The sequence below is a fragment of the Limnobaculum zhutongyuii genome (assembly GCF_004295645.1).
GTDB lineage: Bacteria > Pseudomonadota > Gammaproteobacteria > Enterobacterales > Enterobacteriaceae > Limnobaculum > Limnobaculum zhutongyuii.
In genome coordinates this window covers 2,246,225-2,266,844 of the sequence record NZ_CP034752.1, presented here as the reverse complement: position 1 = coordinate 2,266,844, position 20,620 = coordinate 2,246,225, and the positions used below count along the sequence as shown (strand labels likewise).

Below are 20,620 nucleotides of genomic sequence, written 5' to 3'. Positions count from 1 at the left end.
TATAAAAGGATTTAATGATGAAATCATTATGGATGCCGGTATTTTTTTCTTTGTTGATGAGTACTGTTTTTCCGGCAAGTGCCAGCGTAGTTATTGGTGGCACGCGTGTCGTTTTTGATGGTAGTAAGAAAGAAACCTCAGTGTCGTTAGAGAACAAAGATAATGTCGCTAATTTGGTCCAATCCTGGATTACTCCAGCGGATGCAGATACACCCAGTAAAGATGCCATCATCATTACGCCACCGCTATTTCGGTTAGATGCCGGCGACAAGAATGTATTGCGTATTGTTCGTTCAGGAACGCCAATGCCAGAAGACCGTGAGTCGATGTATTGGCTGAACGTTAAAGGTATTCCATCTACCGCAAAGGCTTCATCAAGCAATTCTCTACAAATTGCAGTTAATTCAAGAGTTAAACTGATATATCGCCCTGCAAGTCTGCAAGTCTGCAAGTCTGCAAGTCTGCAAGTCTGCAAGATACTCAGCCTGAATCATTAACTCAACAACTGGTATGGGGAAAGAGTGGCAACAATATTACCGTTAATAACCCAACGCCGTACTACATGAACTTTGCCCAAATTAAAGTTAATGGCAAAGAGGTTCCTGAAGTGACTTATGTCGCACCTCGCTCTCAGGCGGTTTTTCCACTACGTCAAAATGCGGGTAGTGGGAAGGTGACATGGCGAATTCTTAATGATTTCGGCATGGCCGGTGCGGAGCATTCAGCCAGTTTCTAATTCGTACTCTTTTTGTTATGCCGTGATGTGACGTAAAGAATTAGTTCATCCACATCGCGATCAGGGATTGATAGAAACAGTTAATGGTGTAAGCAAGATGGAATTTTCTAAAAACTATCCTCGTAAATCGATGATTGCGGTAAGTCTGTTATCGGCGTTATGTATACCCTATGCCGAGTCGCAGGATTACTTTAATCCTGCATTGCTTGAAATGACCAGCACAGAACCTCCTTCAGTTGATTTGTCTTCTTTTGAAGCGGGTGCTCAGGCTCCGGGTATTTATCACGTTGATGTTTTTATTAATAAACAACTTGTTGATACTAAAGAAATTGAATTTAAACAGGTCGAGATTGCACCGGGAAATAATCAGCTTCAGCCATGCCTGAGTGTAACCCTATTAAAAAGCTGGGGGCGTAAAAACAGAAAACTATCCCGATCTTGGTAATATTAAGAGCGAATGCGCCAACCTGTCTGCTATTCCACAAGCGACGGCTGAATTTAAATTTAGCGATCAGCGTTTAAATTTAAGTATTCCACAGATTGCTATTATCTCTTTTGCCAGAGGCTATGTGCCACCGGAGCAATGGGATGATGGTATTAATGCGCTATTACTTAACTATAGCGTGTCAGCGTCTACCACAATCATGCGCAATGGTTCTGGCGGTACGCAGAATAATCAATATGTTAACTTAAGACCGGGGATGAATCTTGGTGCCTGGCGCTATCGTAACTACTCAACCTGGAATCATGGTGATGATGGGCAGAACAGTTGGAATTCTGTATATAACTATGTTACTCGCGACATTAAATCATTAAAAAGCCAGTTGATATTAGGTGATAGTGTTTCACCTTCTGATGTATTTGACAGCGTTGCATTTCGCGGCGCTCAGGCCTCTTCCGACGATGATATGCTACCGGATAGTCAACGGGGTTTTGCACCGGTCATTCGGGGCATTGCGCGCAGTAATGCTGAAGTTACCATCGAACAAAATGGCTACACCATCTACAGAACTACCGTCCCACCGGGCGCCTTTGAAATTAACGATATGTATCCTACCGGTGGTTCAGGGGATATGACACTGATCATTAAAGAGTCCGATGGTAGCGAACAGAATTTAATTATCCCTTATGCATCTTTACCAGTATTACAACGTGAAGGTCGCCTTAAATATAGCCTGACTGCCGGGCAAACACGTTCCAGCGATAGCAACGATCAAAAACTGAATTTTGGTCAAATGACGGCGATATATGGTATTCCCTGGGGCACAACAATCTATGGTGGTGCTCAGCAGGCTGAGAACCGATACAGCTCGCTGGCATTAGGGGCTGGCGTTAATCTGGGTGATATTGGCGCGGTATCAATGGATGTTACTCAGGCATGGTCGAAACTCTATACTGAAAACGACGCAACGTCATTTGAACAGCAAGATGGCCAGTCTTTGCGGGTACGTTACAGTAAGAATATTGTCAAAACGGGAACTAACTTCAACGTGGCGGGCTATCGTTACTCTACCAGCGGGTATTACACTTTGCAGGATACGTTAAGTAACCGTTACGATAATTTCGACAATAATATTGGTCGTCGTCGTAACCGTACTGACGTTTCTTTATCACAAGATGTGGTGTTTGGTTCCGTATCACTGAGTTTGATTAATGAAAACTATTGGGACAAAGGCCGTATGAGCTCGGTCAGTGTCGGTTATAACAACAGTTGGAAAAGCATTAGCTACGGTTTTAACTATACCTACAGTAAGAACTCAAGAAATAGCAGTGATGATAACGATAATAATCAGAAAAACGTTGATCAACTGTTCTCTTTTAATGTCAGCATTCCATTAGATAAATGGTTAGCGGGCAGTAGCGCAACCTATAGCCTGAACAGTTCTAAAAACAGATCGACTACCCATAACGTTGGCCTCAACGGTACTGCGCTGCAAGATAATAATCTTAACTGGAGTGTACAAGAGGGTTACGTTAGCGACGATCGGGCTAATACCGGTAGTGCCAATGTTACTTATCAGGGAACTTACTCCAAACTTAATGCGGGCTATGGCTATGACGACTATGCCGATCGATTTAACTATGGCATTCAGGGCGGAATGGTCGTACATGGTGATGGGGTAACCCTTTCCCAACCGCTGAGCGACACCGTGGTATTGGTTAAAGCGCCGGGAGCCCAAGACGTACCGGTTAATAATCAAACCGGTGTGAAGACCGATTTCCGTGGTTATGCCGTTGTGCCGTATGCCTCGCCTTATCGTAAGAGTGATATCTCTCTTAATACTGAAGACATCAAAGATAACAATCTGGAACTGGATGATACCAGTAAGAGTGTTGTTCCAACACGCGGTGCAGTGGTGCGTGCTGAATATGTGACTCAGACAGGATATCGGGCATTAATTACCATTGAGTATGCAAATGGCGTGATTCCTTTTGGTGCCGTTGTCAGCAATAGCAGCACTGGTGATAGTAAGGAATCGAGTAAAAGTAGCATCGTTGGGGATGATGGTCAGGTGTTTGTTGCAGGGTTACAAGACCAAGGACAGCTTCTGGTTAAGTGGGGGAAATCAGTCAATGAACAATGCACGGTGAATTACCGTATTTCTCCACAAGAAACCACCTCAGGTGTATTAATTTTACGTGAAAAATGTCTTTAAGGGCAGGGAGCATAATCATGATGGGAATCAACAACAATGTTAAAAGCTGCCATGGGAGCCATAAATTATGGTCAAAGGGATATCTATTTTTGGGACTGATGGGCATGGTTTTTAATGCCGCAGCATACAACGATTCTGATTCGGTGCCTTTTAACGTTACGGGTTCCATATATGCTTCATCATGTACGGTTACTTTTCCTGGCGATATTAATTTAGGCACTTACTATCGACAAAATATCTCGGTAGCCGGGGCTAATACGTCGGATATTCCGGTTGCGGTTAGCCTGACAGATTGTTCACCTTTTATCAGTAAAGCCACGGCAAGTTTTAGCGGAACCGCTTATACCGAAGACGCTGGTTATGGATCTACTCTGTATGCCAATAGCATTGTAGGTGGAGCTCAGGATCTGGGATTACAGCTATTTAATAGCGATCCGATGGTTTCGTTGGGAAATAATGCTAACTATGTGATCAATATCGATCCCTCAACAAAATCTGCCTCATTGAATATGACCGCCCGTATGTACACCCCACATGGTTCTCCAACGGCGGGTGATTTTAGTGCTGCGGTAACCATCAACTTTACTTATCAGTAAGTTTTGTTATGGCCCGAGATGAAATGGAAGTCTTATGAAAAAATATTTATTTTTAGTTCTGGTTTTTTTTAGCTCAATCACTGAGGTTCATGCGATTTGTGAACGAGCCTGGTTAACTGATATTGCCACTTCAAACTTAACATTACCTAAAAATATTGTGGTGGAAAGTCGCAATTATAATGGCGGCGAGGTGATTTATTCATCCGGGTGGCCGGGTTCCCGGCCTTCAAGTGCACAAATTAACAACTGCGGTGACAACTATGTTGTTGGTTTTTATTATATGAATCCCCCTCAGGCTAATGGTACCCCAGTGGGAGATATGATATTTCCTACCGGTCTTACCGGATTAGGGGTAAGAATCTACACGATGAATCAGGCGGGCCCCTATGATTACATCAGGGCCATTGATAATAGTTTCCAGCCCGGAGATGGAAGGGCTGGTCACAAGTTAAATAACCCCAGCTACCATTTAGAATTGGTTGCGACGGGCGGGCCGATTAGTTCGGGAATACTCTCCTTTGGTTCACCTATTGCCCGGGTTGATTTTCGTGAGAGCCCCGGAAGTACTTTAGGTGAGTCATCGGTAGGTTCCCAATTAACTGTATCTACCAGCGTCATTACCGTGAAAGCCATGGGGTGTAATGTTACAGGCTCCCCAGTTAATTTACCGATGGGCAATATTAAACTGTCTGATTTTGATTCCAATACTAAAGTTGGCTCTGCTTCTGCAGCACTGACTCTGAATTGTGAACCGGGAACTAATGTTTCATTGTCCGTCGCTGCCCCTCAGGTAACCTCAGGGGATACGGCCAATAATACTGTAATTGCCTTAACTAATGCCGGTTCTCCGGGCGTGGCCAGTAATGTTGGTGTTCAGCTTGGGCTTCAGTCCAGTGTGTACAATACCAACAGTAATGGCCTGCCGTTGAATACCCCAATTGCACTGGCAACCTCAAAGCGTACTCGCGATGGCGATGGTACTGATAGCGTTACGGGGGGGGCCCCCGCATCAATACCAATGACCATTACGGCTACTTACTATAAAACGGCAGATCCGGTTGGTCCTGGTTTAGCGAATGCGACCGGAACCTTGAATTTTACTTATAATTAATTGGTTACGAAAAAGGGTGTAATGAACGTTACGCCCTTATTTCAATTTATTAAATTGAAATAAGGGAATTGAATCATTTTTGTCTGACTACTTTTTGGTTCTGGTAATATAATAAAGCCTGATGTTAAATAAGTTTTTATATTTCCTTCTCATCTTATCCCTGCATCTATGACAGTTTATCTCTGTAGATTTAATATATCCTCTCATCTTTAAGTAAATTAATCTTTTATTGTTAATTGTTTCAGTATTTCAATCTGATAAAAATGAATCATTGCTATTTTTATAAGCGATTTCATTTTTCATGCATTGATATTTTCTTTTAAGTCCAGATAGTTAATGGTCTATTATTGGATTTTTAATTATGTTGACTGAAATATACCTATCGCATAAATATAAGAAAGTTCTTAATGAGATTGAATTTTTCCCACTTTGAATCAGGTCAAATCAGGCTGTTTATAGCTTGATTGCTTTGGATTTGTATAAACGTTATTGAATAATTACCCCTGAGATTTAGAGGAGATGAATTATTGCTCTTTACTCTGAATTTAATAATAGATTAGGACATCGCTATGAAAGTTCAAATTAATAAAGTATTACTGGTTGCTGCTTTATTTACTGCAATTCCATCTTCTGTCATGGCTGGCACCATTACCTTTACCGGTAAAGTTATTGATGCAGGCTGTACTGTTGATGTTGATGGTTCCACCGATAAGACGATTGATTTAGGTTCAACGCCTAAAAGTGATTTAGGCAGTGCTGGTATGACCGGTGCACCAAAGGCTTTCACTATCAATTTAACCGGCTGCCCGGTGGCGGGAGCTGGTGTGCCAACTACTGCATCAGTTAAGTTTAGTGGTACGACTGATGGTAATAGTACTTACTTCAAAAATAGCCTGACCGGTGCCACGGCTGCAACTAACGTTGCTGTATTGCTGAAGGATAGCGGCGGTACAGACATTATCAACAATGATGATAATCAACCGATTACGTTACCGAGTGCAGGGGGGGATATTACTGCTAATTACACCGCTCAGTTAGTCGCTACTGCGACAGGCGTTACATCAGGTGATGTCCAGTCTGCAGTCACTTATACCGTTAGTTATAACTAATTAATGAGTCAACGCATACAGTCTGAACTGGATTATCCGGTTCAGAACTGTTTTTTAATTAGTCCGCGCCTGTAGTGTTAAAAATAAAGGATTTCACGATGAAGTTATTATGGATGCCTATACTTTTCTCTCTGTATATAACAACCATTTTTCAGGCTAATGCCAGCGTTGTTATTGGCGGAACTCGTGTGATCTTTGATGGCAGTAAGAAAGAAACCTCGGTGTCGTTAGAGAATAAAGATAATGTTGCTAATTTAGTTCAATCCTGGATTACACCCGCCGATGCAGATACCCCAAGTAAAGACGCCATCATTATTACTCCACCTTTGTTTCGGTTAGATGCCGGTGACAAAAACGTATTACGTATTGTGCGTTCAGGAACGCCAATGCCGGAAGACCGGGAATCAATGTACTGGTTAAACGTCAAGGGAATTCCATCGGTGAACAAAAATACGTCAAGTAATTCATTGCAAATCGCCATTAATTCAAGAGTTAAGCTGATTTATCGACCAGTAAGTCTGAAAGAAACGATGCCCGAATCATTAACTCAACAACTGGTATGGGGGAAAAGTGGTAACCGCATTACTGTAAATAACCCAACCCCGTACTACATGAACTTTGCACAAATCAAGGTTAACGGCAGAGCAGTGCCTGATGTGACTTATGTAGCACCTCGTTCTCAGGCAATTTTCCAACTACATCAAAATACAGATAGTGGAAAAGTGTCATGGAGAATTTTGAATGACTATGGCATGGCTGGCGCAGAACATTCAGCCACCTTTTAATTTGCACTCTTTTTGTTCTGTTGAGATGTGAGTGAATTGTCAGAAAGTTCACATCATTGCCAGGGATAGACAGAGACAGTTTATGGTGTAAGTAAGATGGAAATCTGTAAAAACTCTCGTCGTGAATTGATTATTGCAGCCAGCCTGCTGCCTACGTTATGTATACCTTATGCCGTGTCTCAAGACTATTTTAATCCGGCATTACTTGAAATGAATAACTCGGTACCTCCTTCCGTTGATTTATCTTCGTTCGAAGAAGGCTCTCAGGCTCCGGGTAATTATCGTGTTGATGTTTTTATTAATAAACAGCTTGTTGATACCAAAGAGATCGAGTTTAAATCGACGGGAAGTGAGCAGGGTGACAGTAAACTTCAGCCTTGTTTAAGTGTGGAACAGCTAAAAAGCTGGGGGGTTAAAACTGAAAATTATCCCGACCTCAATCAGGCAAACAGCCAATGCGCTAATTTATCTGCTATTCCACAGGCTGCCGCAGCATTTAAGTTTAATGAACAGCGCCTGAATATAAGTATTCCACAAATAGCGGTGATTTCTTTTGCCAGAGGTTATGTACCTCAGGAACAGTGGGATGATGGAATAAATGCACTATTGCTCAATTATAGCGTGTCGGCTTCCACGACGATGCCGCGGCATGGTTCTGATGGCACGCAAAATAGCCAATATGTTAACTTACGCCCGGGTATAAATCTTGGTCCATGGCGCTATCGTAATTACTCCACCTGGAATCATAACGACGACGGGCAAAAAAGTTGGGACTCGGTTTATAACTACGTTTCCCGAGATATTAAGTCATTAAAAAGCCAGTTGATATTTGGAGATAGTGTTTCACCATCAGATGTGTTTGATAGCATCGCCTTTCGTGGCGGCCAGGCCTCTTCTGATGATGACATGTTGCCAGATAGTCAGAAAGGTTTTGCTCCGGTTATTCGGGGGATTGCACGTAGTAATGCAGAAGTCACCGTTGAACAAAATGGCTATACCATCTACAGAACCACTGTCCCACCGGGCGCCTTCGAAATTAACGATATGTATCCTACTGGTGGTTCAGGAGATATGCAGCTTACCATTAAAGAATCTGATGGTAGTGAACAGCATTTGACTATCCCTTATGCTTCTTTACCTGTATTACAACGAGAAGGTCGTCTTAAATACAGTCTGACCGGAGGAAGGACCCGCTCTAACGATAGCAGTGACCAAAAAATGGATTTTGGCCAGATGACTGCAATATATGGTATGCCATGGGGTGTCACCCTTTATGGTGGAACTCAACAGGCTGAAAATAAATACAGTTCAGTTGCATTAGGTAGTGGCGTTAATTTGGGAGATATCGGTGCATTATCGATGGATGTCACTCAAGCCTGGTCAAAAATACATATCCCAAACAATTCATCCGTAGAGCGGCAAAATGGTCAGTCTGTACGGGTGCGCTATAGCAAAAACATTGTTAAAACCGGCACTAATTTCAGCGTAGCGGGCTATCGCTATTCTACCGGGGGATATTATACCTTACAGGATATGCTGAATACTTATAACGACGATTCAGACAATGATAATACCGGGCGGCGGCGTAACCGTACTGACGTTTCATTATCACAAGATGTGGTGTTTGGTACCCTGTCTCTTAGTTTAATCAACGAGAACTATTGGGACAGAGGCCGTATGAGTTCGGTCAGCGTTGGTTATAACAATAGCTGGAAGAGTATCAGCTATGGTTTTAACTATACCTACAGCAAAAACTCTGACAATAGTAATAATTCCAACAATGATGACGCCAGTAATAGTAAAAGCACCGACCAAATATTTTCCTTTAATATCAGTGTTCCGTTAGACAAATGGTTATCGGGCAGTAACGCTAATTATAGTCTGAATAGTACAAAACACGGACCAACTTCTCATAACGTCGGTCTTAATGGAACTGCACTACAAGACAATAACCTTAGCTGGAGCGTACAAGAGGGATACGTGACCGATGACAATGCCAATACCGGCAATGCCAGTGCCACCTATCAGGGAACCTATGCCAAGCTTAATGCCGGTTACGGTTATGATGATTATGCCAATCGGTTTAACTACGGTATTCAGGGTGGAGTTGTGGCACATGGTGACGGTGTAACGCTTTCCCAACCGCTCAGCGATACTATTGTGCTGGTTAAGGCTCCCGGTGCCGAAGGGGTTCCTGTTAATAATCAAACCGGTGTGAAGACCGATTTCCGCGGCTATGCCGTCGTGCCTTACGCTTCTCCTTATCGTAAGAGTGATATCACTCTGAATACCGAAGAAATTCCTGATAACAACCTTGAGCTGGATGATACCAGTAAGAGCGTGGTTCCAACACGCGGTGCAGTGGTGCGTGCGGAATATATGACGCAAACCGGATATCGGGCACTAATGACCCTTGAATATGCAGGAGGGGTGATTCCTTTTGGCGCGATTGTCAGTCATACCACCGATAGTGAAGCATTAGGCAGAAGTAGCATCGTTGGAGATAACGGACAGGTGTACGTTGCTGGTTTACAAAATGAAGGGCAGCTTTTGGTACAGTGGGGAAAATCAACCAATGAACAATGTACGGTGAAATACCAAATCTCTCCACAAGAAACCACTTCTGGTGTGCTGATTTTGCGTGAAAAATGTCTTTAATGGTGGGGAATACAATGATGATGGGAATGGACAATAAAAAAGTTAAGTATTGTCATCGGCGTCAGAGGGTATTGATGAAGGGGTATCTGTTTGTGGGATTGTTGGGCATGGTTTTTAATGCCGTGGGTTTTAATGCTTCTGATACCGTTCCGATTAACGTTACCGGAACGATTTACGCCTCATCCTGTACGGTCACATTTCCCGGTGATATCGATTTAGGTACCTACTACCGTCAAAATATATCCGTTGCCGGGGGCAATACACCCGAAGTGATTGTTACGGTAAATCTGACCGGTTGTTCACCTTTTATCACTAAAGCTACCGCCTCGTTTAGTGGAACGCCCTATGCAGAGGATTCGAGTTATGGGCCTTACATCTATGCCAATAACGTCGCGGATGGCGCTCACGATCTGGGATTACAGTTATTTAATAATGATCCGGTGGTCTCTCTGGGTAATAACACCAGTTATGTGCTCAATATTGATGCAACAACTCAATCAGCTGCATTAGTGATGGCTGCTCGCATGTATACCCCCACGGTGCGCCGACAGCGGGTGATTTTAGTGCAACAGTTACCATTAATTTTACCTATGACTAGCGTGAAATAGTTTGGGGAAATGGGTGAAGTTCGGCTCGATATGAAATGGATATAATGATGAAAAAATATTTATGTTTAGTTTTGATATTGTGCTCTGTGGTTTTAGAAGTACGTGCGGACTGCAGACGCGCCGCTGGTAATAATATTTCTGTTTCCAACCTGACATTACCATCTAATATTGTTGTGACCAGTCAGAACTATGTTGGTGGAGAGGTTATTTATGCGTCAAGTTGGCCCGGTTCACAACCATCGAGCGTGCAAATTACCGGTTGTGGAAAAAATTATGTTGTTGGTTTTTTCTATCTTAATGCGCCTCAGGCGAGTGGTACACCAACTGGTGATATGGTCTTTCCTACCGGCGTCACTGGATTAGGCGTAAAAGTATCAACTATGAATCAGGCCGGACCTTATGATGCGGTAAGGGCTATCGACAACACCTATCAGCCAGGAGATGGCAAGTCGACACATAATTTGAATCATTCCTCTTACAACTTACAGCTTATTGCTACCGGAGGACCAATTGGTTCAGGTACACTTTCCTTTGGGTCTCCTATTGCACAAGTCGACTTTCGTGAAAGTGCAGGAAGCTCTTCGGGAGATGTCGCATCCCAATTCACAGTATCTACCAGTGCTATTACTGTGAAAGCGATGGGATGTAACGTAACCGGTTCTCCGGTGAATTTACCGCTAGGTAATATTCAGCTGTCTGATTTTGACTCGAACACTAAAGCAGGAAGCGCCTCGGCAGATTTAACCCTGAATTGTGAACCGGGAACCAATGTTTCGTTATCTGTTGCAGCCCCACAGGTAACGTCAGGAGATACCGCTAATAATACGGTGATTGCCTTAACCAATGCCGGTTCTCCAGGGGTGGCCAGCAATGTAGGTGTACAGCTCGGGTTTCAATCCAGTTTATACAATACCTATGATAACGGATTGCCGTTAAACACCCCGATAGCACTGGCAACCTCTACCCGTACTACTGACAATAACGGTACTGTTACGGTGAGTGGAGGCGCGCCTGGTTCAATACCTATAATGGTGACAGCGACTTACTATAAAACCGCCAGTCCCGTTGGCCCTGGGCAGGCAAATGCTACCGGAACCTTGAATTTTACCTACAACTAATGGGTATTGGAAAAGGGCATAATGAAGATTATGCCCAACGAGAAATTATCAGAATGGAGCAATGGCGAGGGAGAGTTGCTGCTTATCGGTAATGGTTCTTACGGTGGCAAACAATTCAGAGGCTTCATCATATTCTTTGCGTAAATAACCTAACCACTGCTTGGTTCTGGCAATATTATACAGTCCGGTATCAAACGGATTCTCCGTCTGAACATATTTCTTTAGCAATTGAAGGACCTGTTCCCATGGCATTTTGTCCTGCTGGTGTTTAATCACCGCGCCCAAATTGGGTACGTTCAGTGCACCTCTGCCCACCATCAGATCCTGACAACCGGTTATCTCCAGACAGCGTTGAGCATCTTCCTTACTCCAGATCTCGCCATTGGCGATGACCGGAATGGATAAACGCTGACGAATATCACCAATCGCCTGCCAGTTGATGCGGTCGGCTTTATAACCGTCTTCTTTGGTGCGCCCGTGAACCACCAGTTCACTGGCCCCACCTTGCTGTGCGGCATCGGCAATTTCAAAGCGATGGTCGATAGACTCCCAACCCAGGCGGATCTTTACCGAGACAGTTTTATCGGCAGTAACCGCCTGACGCATGGCGCGAGTTACCTGATAGATGGTTTCTGGCGTTTTTAGCAGGCTGGCTCCGCCATCACCACCGACCACCCGCTTGGCCGGGCAACCGCAGTTAAGATCTACCCCATGGGAACCCAGTTCCGTAACCCGAAAGGCATTTTCAGCCATCCATTGGGGAGAGTTTCCTAGTAGTTGAACCCGAACTGGTGTGCCAGATTTGGTTCTTCCACCATTACGTAACTCCGGACAAAAACGGTAGAATGCCTTGGCTGAAAGCAGGGTGTTCACCACCCGAACAAATTCGGTGACGCAAAGGTCATAGTCATTAATCTCTGTGAGAAGCTCACGAACAAAGGCATCCAATACGCCTTCCATTGGAGCTAACATTACACGCATGGGATCACCGAATAATAGATAAAAAGAAGCGGGTGCATTTTGTCACACCCGCCTCAGAGATATCAATGCTGTCAGGTTACTCTCCCTCTTTTTTCACTAATTCTTGCCCCTTTTCATCATAGGTCACGCCATTATTCTGGGTGTAGGTGGCTTTATCACCATCCTGACGATTGGTATAGGTATAAACAGAATCGTTAAAGGTATGAACAACTTGATTTTTGCGGTCAATTAAAAGAGTAACGTTACCATTTTCTACTTTGGCACTGCCACCCTGAAACATTTCTGCCGATCGATATATCAATGGAATAACTAACTTACCTGAAGTATCAATATAACCATACTCATTCTTGATTCCTTTCACTGCGGCCAGACCATTAGAGAAAGGATAAATAACTTCGTATTTACTGACATTAAGACCTGCATTCTTTCCGCTACGGTTAATATAATAACGTTTACCGTTGGCATCAGTTACTGGCATCAGTCCATCTTTACCAAAGCCGGAAAAGCTATCTAACTGATAATAATGATTATCATTGAGTTTTTTGCCATTCACATCGTAGATATCATAATGTTGATACAGGTAGTACTTGTCATTTTCAATGGCATAGTAAGGCGTATTACCTTTTAACGGTTCGATGGTGCGGGTAGTGTAGCGGGTAATAATATTGCTGCCATCAAAGGTTACAATATCAAAGGTTCCTTTCAGAATAAGCTGAAGATTATGGCTATTATATATTTCGTAGTTACGATCGGATTTTTTGTTATTGATGTTATAAGCACCATAAAAATTATCGCTTATTTCAATATCATTATATTTGACAGGTAAGATGATTTGATGAGTTTGTATATTCAACAGCCCCTGAAGACGAGAACGATCGTTTTCTTTAGTAATATAGACATATTTATTTTGCAGTGGCTTTGGTTCATATTGGGTGAAACTAAAAGGCTGAAGCTCAAGGCGTTTCTCATTTCTGTTTAACCGATAAACTGAAGTATTGTTAACATCTTTATGTGCCTCTGTCGCGTAATAATAATCGCCAACAGCATATTCAAGGCGATTGTAGCGTGGAGAAATAATCCATTCACCCAACTCAGATATCAGCCCATACTTTTTCCCGGTTTTATCTTGTGCGCTGATCAGGTCATTAAAGTAACGTTGATTACTTTGGGTTAGTTGAAATGAATAGGTTTCTGTTTTTGATTCCGGGCGCATAAACAGGTTAATAGCTGAAACCTCGCCCTGAAACTGATATGTGGCAATGAAACTCGGTGGATGGGTTTTATGTGCCTGCTCCTGAGAAGGGTAGTTATTGATAAAAAACTGTAATAATGCCTCTTTATCTTTAACTTGATGGTTTTCTATTTGTTGCAGAGCCTGCTCAGTAAAGGTCTGGAGCAGACCAATATAATAATTATCATTGCTATAGGATGAAGACCCAAGCGGCTTTAATGCCCGACCGCTGTTGTCTATCCCTTCAACGTGAAGAATATTTTTATGGACGGATTCGGGCAGTTTAAGTTCAACTTCCTGCCCGGACATTTGCACCAGTTCAATTTGCTCCTGAATAGATTTATCACCATGACTAAAGTGCAATTGCTTTGGCTGAAGCGGTAATGTGTAACTTGCTGTCATTGAAAGACTGGCAATACGCTTGGCGCTATTCAGGTTCCCATTGCCTTCAGTGTTACCACTGCTGATTGTGGCAGTGGAACCATCAATAAAAGTGACACCAGTAACGTTTAACTTATGTTTGGGATAGTTGTAATCATCATAGTTTTCAATTAACTGGGACAGATGATAGGAATTATAGTTAGTCTGAATAGTCGATAGATCGCCCGATATGGACTGGTAAAATGATAAACCGTTCAGATACTCATGGTATTTACTGTTAATTTCTGTCTCAGATAATGGAATAAATTTATCAACATGCTCTGTCTGTTGGTTTGTTATAGAGCCAGCGGAAATACGTATTGATCCAAATTCCTGATGTTTTTTCAGGCTATCAGATTGTTCCCGCAGCATTTTCTTTATCTCAGGGAAACTGTGTTTTTTAAACTCTTCTCGAAGTTCTGCTTCCATTTCAGGGGTTATTGCACGCTCTTGTGCCAGTAAATGAGCACTACACAGTAAACTTAGTGAAAGTAAAATACATTTCAACAGGGAGTGGAAAAGCATTTTTGACATAGAGAAAAATTCCTTTTAGTACAGACTAAACAGCCTGTTTAATGTTGTTTAAACAGGCTGTTCTGAAACCAATTATTCCTGATGATGATTTTGCCATAATATCGATAATTCTTTATTAAAAATAAACTCAACCTGTGTGATTTATCGAGTAAGCAAATTAAATATTAAATGAAGCATTATTTATCCTAAACAAACCTGATAATTCCATTCGTAATCCTCCAATCTGGTACATACTGTTTATATTCTTTTTACGATTTTAGAATCCAACAGGAAGCAGCCATGGTCAGACAAAATAAGCTATCTAAGCCTTTGTGTAACGTTTACCAACGATTAATAGGCGTTCTGGCTGTAACTTTGATATTGCTTCCCCTGGGGATGGTTCAGGCTGCAGAAGACGATACCAGCGTTTCTTTTGCCGGTAATTATCGAATTGTCGATCCTGAAAGTGGTGAAGTGTCCCCTCCAATATTACGCATTAGCCCATATCAGAAAGGTGAGGAAGAGAATCTGACAGAAAGTCAGCTGAAAAAACGTGCCTGGAGTGCTGAGGATATGGAAACCAAAGAAAAAGTATTTTTTGACCGAATGGATGAGAAGGATAGTAAAGTTGCTGCGGGATTGAAAGCCCACGGCTGGGAATGTGCCGTCTCTTCACATTTGTTGCTGTGCGGCGGTAAAGTGGGTGAAAAGCCATTTGATGGTGAAGATTTTACCAGCCAAACCGGTTGGTTGTTGATTGTGTTGGATCAGGGGCCGGTAGAATTAATTAAATGTGGTGTACAAAGCTGCGAAGAACCGCCAGAAGAACAAACGCCAAATAACGATGACAACATTCTGTAATTGCGGCATCTGAAGGGTTTCTTTAACAACAACTATGAGAGGATACCAATAGAATCTATTTAATTTGACATTAAGCATAAGGACTAAAGCATGAAAAAAAGAGGGCTACAGGATAAAGTAAAGCTTAATAATGGTGTGCTTATGCCTCAGCATGGATTTGGGGTATATAAAATTGATAATCAGGCAGATGCTGAGGTCGCTATCAATAAAGCGCTGGAAGTAGGGTATCGGGCATTTGATACCGCTCAGCTCTACCACAATGAAGGAATTTTGGGCAATCTGTTGCAGCAAAGCGGCGTTGCTCGTGATGAACTGTTTATCACCACAAAAATAGGTGATGAGAATCAAGGTTATGATGCAACACTGTCATCCTTTGAGCAGTCAATGAAGGCGCTAAAACTGGATACGCTGGATTTGCTGCTGGTGCACTGGCCAAGCCAACAACACTTTTTCGATACCTGGCGCGCGCTGGAAGGGCTGTATAAAGAGATGCGGGTACGCGCCATCGGGGTTTGCAACTTCAACGCCAGCCATTTGGATCGGTTAGCCAATATGGCAACGGTAGTGCCGGCGGTGAATCAAATCGAATGCCATCCTTATCTGACCCAATACCCACTGAAGAACTATCTGAAGCAACATAATGTGATTGCTGAAGCCTGGAGTCCTTTAGGCAGGGGAATTGTCCTTGACGATCCTGTACTGAAAACTATCGCGGATTATTATCATAAAAGCACGGCTCAGGTCGTGCTGCGTTGGCATTTACAGCAGGAGATGGTGATTATTCCTAAATCGGTTACGCCATCTCGCATTGCGGAAAACGTCGATATTTATGATTTTGCCTTATCTGATGAACATATGACAATGATTGACGGGTTGAACCGCGATTATCGTACCGGACACGATCCGGATGATGTTTATCCGAACATCTGATTGGTCGTAGTTTTGAAAAGAGCGCTTTGAAAAGAAAGTATTGAAGCGGAGTTTTTGAGGCGGATAGATATTATCCGCCTCTGTAACACTAATCAGTCAGGCTACAAACCGAACAGTTGGGATCCCGCGGTAGCTTCATTTCTCTGAATTGCATGGTCATGGCGTCGAGGGTTAACAATTTACCCGCTAAAGGCGTACCAAATCCGGTCAGGACTTTAATTGCCTCGGTTGCCTGCATCGCACCAACAATACCCACCACCGGAGACATAACGCCAGCTTCAACGCAGGTTAACGCTTCTGTACCAAACAGCCGACTGAGACAACGATAGCAAGGCTCATGTTGCTGATAGGTAAAGACGCTGATTTGGCCTTCCATACGAATAGCCGCTCCGGAAACCATAGGCTTACGCAGAGCAAAGCAGTGCTGGTTTAAGCGATTGCGGATCTCAACGTTATCGGTGCAGTCCAGTACGATATCAACCTGAGCAATCAGCGCTTGTAGTTGGCTATCGTCAAGATTTTCATTGACCGTATTTAATGCCACATTGGGGTTAATACCCGCCAGCGTCATTCTGGCGGATTCCACCTTCGCCATACCAATACGGTCGTCACGATGTAAAATCTGACGCTGTAGGTTAGACAGAGAAACCGTATCGAAATCCAGCAGGGTTAGCGAACCAATACCCGCCGCACAAAGATACTGAGAGGTAGGGCAGCCTAAACCACCTAAACCCACGATCAGTGCGGAAGAGGCTTTTAGCTTCTCCTGACCATCAAAATCAAATCCTCTCAGGATAATTTGGCGGTTATAACGTAGCGTTTCGGCATCGCTTAATTCCGGCAGCATGAATTAACTCTCCAACAGAGGATTAAATGGCTCAACGGTTACCCATTCACCGGCAGCCACTGAGCCACGTTCCTGTTCCAGTACGATAAAACAGTTCCCCTGGCTGAATGAGCTAAACACATGAGAACCCTGATGACCGGTGGTTTTTACTTCCAGCTCACCTTGCGCATTGCTGGATAAAATACCGCGTTGGAAGTCCATTCTGCCCGGCGTTTTTTTCAGGGCGGTGATGGTCTTCACTTTTATCTGACGCGGTTTTTGCCACTGACTGTAACCGCTAAGCTTCATTAGTAATGGCTGGACTAATTGATAGAAAGTCAGGGCAGCGGAAACGGGATTTCCCGGCAGTCCACAAAACAGGGCGTTGCTTAACTGACCAAAAGCGAAAGGCTTACCCGGCTTAATGGCCAGTTTCCAGAAGCTGATTTTACCCATTTCATCCAGAATTTGTTTCGTGTAGTCCGCTTTACCCACGGAAACACCGCCGCTGGTGATGACAACGTCTGCCTGCGCATCGGCTTTGGCAAATGCCTGGCGAATAGCCGCCTCATCATCACGAATAATGCCCAGATCGATAACCTCACAATCCAGTTTTTCCAGCATTAAACGTACGGCAAAGCGATTGGTGTCATAAATCTGGCCTTCCTGTAGCGGTTGACCAATGGTTTGCAGCTCATCGCCAGTTGAGAACAGGGCCACTTTAAGGCGACGATAGACGGTAACCTGATCCACCCCCAGAGAGGCTAAAAGCGGAAGCTGAGCTACACCCAGTTTTGAACCGACAGGGAGGACCTCTGCGCCCTGACGAATATCTTCACCGGCTAACCGAATGTTCTGGCCAGCTTTTGGCATTGCGGTAAAACGCACGCCGTTTTCCTGCACTTCAGTCTGTTCCTGCATGATCACGGCATCAGTACCAGCAGGAATGGGTGCTCCGGTCATAATACGAACACAGCTGCCCGTGGGCCATTCACCATGAAACGGCTGACCGGCAAAAGCTTTACCTGCAACGGGCAGAACGGCAGATTCGGTAACTTCGCTGCGGCGGACGGCATAACCATCCATGGCCGAATTATCGAATGGTGGTACGTTCAGCGGTGAGGTTATTGCTTGTGCGGTAATACGATCGGCTGCCTGAGTTAAATTGATTTGCTCGGTTTGGCCAACCGGTTCAACCTGAGAAAGTAATTTATCTAAAGCCTGACTCAGCGTAAGAAGTGAAGAAGAAGTTGAACAACAGTCCATCTGACGGCTCCGTTACAAACCCGTAAGGTTTGGGGTGAGGATATAGAAAATATCGGCTTATTATGCCCGAACAACGGTCATCTCACAATTTGTTGAGATGTGGATTCCATTGGGAAATATTTTAGGCGGCTGGTGCACCTCATCAGAAATCATTCAAATTTCAAGCTGACTTTCTGCTTAAAACATCTGTTTATTTAACAATATTTCTACAGAGTGCTGGATAAACCTCGTCGGCTAAATTACAGTGTCAGGCTTAAGGTGTGATCCTTATCAAAGATATTGCCATAGAGAGTTTGGAGAGAGACGATGTCATCCCTGAGTAAAGAAGCGATGTTAGTTCATGCAGCATTAGAAGCCAGAGGACTGGAGACCCCGCTACGTGGTCAACCTGTGGATGCCACTACGCGCAAACAGAAAATTGAAGAGCATATGACGTCGATTATGCAGTTGCTCAATCTGGATTTGTCCGATGACAGCCTGGCCGAAACGCCAAAGCGTATTGCGAAAATGTATGTGGATGAGATTTTCTCCGGTCTGGATTACGCAAACTTCCCTAAAATCACCTTAATTGAAAACAAAATGAAAGTGGATGAAATGGTGACGGTTCGGGATATCACTCTGACCAGCACTTGTGAACACCATTTTGTTACTATCGATGGTAAGGCGACAGTCGCTTACATTCCGAAAGATTACGTAATTGGCCTGTCCAAAATTAACCGTATCGTTCAGTTCTTCTCCCAGCGCCCACAGGTGCAGGAGCGTTTAACGCAGCAAATTCTGCTGGCGTTACAAACCTTGCTGGGAACCACCAACGTTGCGGTATCTATTGATGCTATCCACTACTGCGTGAAATCCCGCGGTGTGTGTGATGCCACCAGCTCCACCAGTACCACTTCAATCGGTGGTATCTTTAAAAGTAATCCAAGTACCCGTCAGGAATTTCTCCGGGCAGTACGCCACTCCCCACACCATATCTGATTCTGCATTTACCTGTGCAGCACGATGAAAACCTGTCAGTACAGAATAACGGGAAGGCATTAATGCCTTCCCGCCGTTTTGAACAACTGGATAGCGCCCGTGGGCTAGCGCTGTTAGGTATTCTGGTAATGAATATTGGCGGGTTTGGTTTACCTAAATCGGCCTATATGAATCCTGCCTATATCGGTATGCCATCTTTCAGCGACGGTTTGGTCTGGTCGCTACTTAGCACGTTTGTGCAGGGCACCTTTCTGGCGATGTTTGCCATGCTGTTTGGTGCAGGCTTGCAGTTGTTGAGTAAACGCAGCGCCGGATGGAATGCTTCGCGTCTGTTTTGGCTGGCTTTGCTTGGTTTTTGCCACAGCGTTTACTTTTGGGATGGTGATATTCTGCTGACTTATGGTCTGGTCGGGCTTGGCAGCATGATTATCATTCGTACCACCTCCACATCCCGTAGCCTGATGCGTACCGGTATTCTGCTGTATTTTATTGGATTGGCAATCATGCTATGGCTGGGTTCGCTATCCGGTAGTGGATTCAGCGAAGACTGGACCCCCTCAGCCAGAACTCTGGCCTATGAAACGGCATGGAAGCTGACCGGCGGCGAGCTGGCTCATGCTGAACGCCTGAAGATGACATTAATGATTCAACTTTCGGTGATTCTTCAGTATGGCTGGGAATTGGCTGGATTAATGCTCATTGGCGCTGGGTTGCTTCATAGCGGTTGGTTATTGGGCAAGGCCCCATTAACCGACTATCGCCGTCAGGGATGGCTTCTGTTTGCGATTTCGCTGCTAATACATATTCCCGCCATGTTGATGCAGTGGTGGACCGGGTGGGATTTTGTTATTGCCGGATATTATCTTCAGGTCCCTAAAGAAATTGCCGCGACGTTGCAGGGAATTGCCTATCTGGCGTTATGGTATGGTTACGGGCAGTCAATTAACTGGTCAAAAGCCAATGCTGTTTTATCGCAAGTAGGGCGTATGACGTTGAGTAACTATCTGCTACAAACGCTGATCTGTACTACGTTTTTTTATCACTATGGTGGGTTTAATCATTTTGATCGTTTACAGCTATTGGCAATGGTACCGGCTATCTGGTGTGTGAATATTCTGTTTTCATTGTTATGGCTGAAGTACTTCAAACAGGGGCCGGTAGAGTGGTTATGGCGACGGCTGACGAGCTTAGTGGCTACGGAGTGATGAATTGAAGAGAATGTTTTATCCGCAACGG

Annotated in this window: 17 protein-coding genes and 2 pseudogenes; 15 read left to right on the top strand and 4 right to left on the bottom strand. The window is 44.0% G+C overall.

The window, feature by feature from the left end; all coding sequences use genetic code 11:
- The first annotated feature begins 17 nt into the window (after positions 1-17).
- From EKN56_RS10000 to EKN56_RS09960, 11 genes and pseudogenes are all read left to right on the top strand, one after another.
- Positions 18-736 (top strand): annotated as a pseudogene (locus EKN56_RS10000) (fimbrial assembly chaperone).
- Positions 737-833: 97 nt separating this feature from the next.
- Positions 834-1,181, top strand: coding sequence for a FimD/PapC N-terminal domain-containing protein (locus EKN56_RS21715; RefSeq protein ID WP_246020034.1), 348 nt, complete (start codon positions 834-836; stop codon positions 1,179-1,181).
- Position 1,182: 1 nt separating this feature from the next.
- Positions 1,183-1,305, top strand: a pseudogene (locus EKN56_RS21710) (FimD/PapC N-terminal domain-containing protein); the annotation flags it as partial.
- Positions 1,306-3,393 carry a fimbria/pilus outer membrane usher protein gene (locus EKN56_RS09995; RefSeq protein ID WP_246020032.1) on the top strand — a complete coding sequence of 696 codons (2,088 nt, stop codon included), beginning with the start codon at positions 1,306-1,308 and terminating at the stop codon, positions 3,391-3,393. It abuts the pseudogene before it with no gap.
- Between the two features lie 17 nt (positions 3,394-3,410).
- Positions 3,411-3,989: a fimbrial protein gene (locus EKN56_RS09990; RefSeq protein WP_168189641.1), complete on the top strand. Its 579-nt coding sequence runs from the start codon at positions 3,411-3,413 to the stop codon at positions 3,987-3,989.
- Between the two features lie 34 nt (positions 3,990-4,023).
- Entirely contained in the window at positions 4,024-5,100 is a 1,077-nt protein-coding gene (locus tag EKN56_RS09985) for a type 1 fimbrial protein (RefSeq protein ID WP_130591644.1), read from the top strand.
- Between the two features lie 569 nt (positions 5,101-5,669).
- Positions 5,670-6,209 (top strand): fimbrial protein, encoded by a 540-nt coding sequence (locus tag EKN56_RS09980; RefSeq protein WP_130591643.1) that lies wholly within the window; start codon positions 5,670-5,672, stop codon positions 6,207-6,209.
- A gap of 98 nt (positions 6,210-6,307) precedes the next feature.
- Positions 6,308-6,994 (top strand): fimbrial assembly chaperone, encoded by a 687-nt coding sequence (locus tag EKN56_RS09975; RefSeq protein WP_130591642.1) that lies wholly within the window; start codon positions 6,308-6,310, stop codon positions 6,992-6,994.
- 96 nt (positions 6,995-7,090) lie between these two features.
- Positions 7,091-9,652 carry a fimbria/pilus outer membrane usher protein gene (locus EKN56_RS09970; protein WP_130591641.1) on the top strand — a complete coding sequence of 854 codons (2,562 nt, stop codon included), beginning with the start codon at positions 7,091-7,093 and terminating at the stop codon, positions 9,650-9,652.
- Positions 9,653-9,678: 26 nt separating this feature from the next.
- Positions 9,679-10,260 carry a fimbrial protein gene (locus tag EKN56_RS09965; protein ID WP_246020030.1) on the top strand — a complete coding sequence of 194 codons (582 nt, stop codon included), beginning with the start codon at positions 9,679-9,681 and terminating at the stop codon, positions 10,258-10,260.
- Positions 10,261-10,304: 44 nt separating this feature from the next.
- Positions 10,305-11,378 carry a type 1 fimbrial protein gene (locus tag EKN56_RS09960; protein WP_130591640.1) on the top strand — a complete coding sequence of 358 codons (1,074 nt, stop codon included), beginning with the start codon at positions 10,305-10,307 and terminating at the stop codon, positions 11,376-11,378.
- 48 nt (positions 11,379-11,426) lie between these two features.
- On the opposite strand, the gene dusC is transcribed toward EKN56_RS09960, so the two are convergent.
- Both dusC and EKN56_RS09950 read right to left on the bottom strand, forming a co-directional pair.
- Positions 11,427-12,359: a tRNA dihydrouridine(16) synthase DusC gene (gene dusC, locus EKN56_RS09955; RefSeq protein ID WP_130591639.1), complete on the bottom strand. Its 933-nt coding sequence runs from the start codon at positions 12,357-12,359 to the stop codon at positions 11,427-11,429.
- Positions 12,360-12,435: 76 nt separating this feature from the next.
- Positions 12,436-14,544, bottom strand: coding sequence for a WG repeat-containing protein (locus EKN56_RS09950; protein WP_130591638.1), 2,109 nt, complete (start codon positions 14,542-14,544; stop codon positions 12,436-12,438).
- Positions 14,545-14,823: 279 nt separating this feature from the next.
- Here EKN56_RS09950 and EKN56_RS09945 point away from each other — a divergent pair, with 279 nt between their 5' ends.
- Positions 14,824-15,384 carry a hypothetical protein gene (locus tag EKN56_RS09945; protein WP_130591637.1) on the top strand — a complete coding sequence of 187 codons (561 nt, stop codon included), beginning with the start codon at positions 14,824-14,826 and terminating at the stop codon, positions 15,382-15,384.
- Positions 15,385-15,474: 90 nt separating this feature from the next.
- Positions 15,475-16,314, top strand: a complete 840-nt coding sequence (locus tag EKN56_RS09940) for an aldo/keto reductase (RefSeq protein ID WP_130591636.1) — start codon at positions 15,475-15,477, stop codon at positions 16,312-16,314.
- An 88-nt stretch (positions 16,315-16,402) separates the two neighbouring features.
- Here the strand turns inward: EKN56_RS09940 and moeB are convergent, their stop codons facing one another.
- A complete protein-coding gene (gene moeB, locus EKN56_RS09935) occupies positions 16,403-17,161 on the bottom strand; it encodes a molybdopterin-synthase adenylyltransferase MoeB (protein ID WP_130591635.1) in 759 nt (252 codons plus the stop codon).
- Between the two features lie 3 nt (positions 17,162-17,164).
- On the bottom strand, positions 17,165-18,406 hold the full coding sequence (gene moeA / locus EKN56_RS09930; protein ID WP_130591634.1) for a molybdopterin molybdotransferase MoeA: 1,242 nt from the start codon (positions 18,404-18,406) through the stop codon (positions 17,165-17,167).
- 306 nt (positions 18,407-18,712) lie between these two features.
- Here moeA and folE point away from each other — a divergent pair, with 306 nt between their 5' ends.
- A complete protein-coding gene (gene folE / locus EKN56_RS09925) occupies positions 18,713-19,384 on the top strand; it encodes a GTP cyclohydrolase I FolE (protein ID WP_130591633.1) in 672 nt (223 codons plus the stop codon).
- A 62-nt stretch (positions 19,385-19,446) separates the two neighbouring features.
- Positions 19,447-20,589: a DUF418 domain-containing protein YeiB gene (gene yeiB / locus EKN56_RS09920; protein ID WP_130593661.1), complete on the top strand. Its 1,143-nt coding sequence runs from the start codon at positions 19,447-19,449 to the stop codon at positions 20,587-20,589.
- The last annotated feature ends 31 nt before the right edge of the window (positions 20,590-20,620 follow it).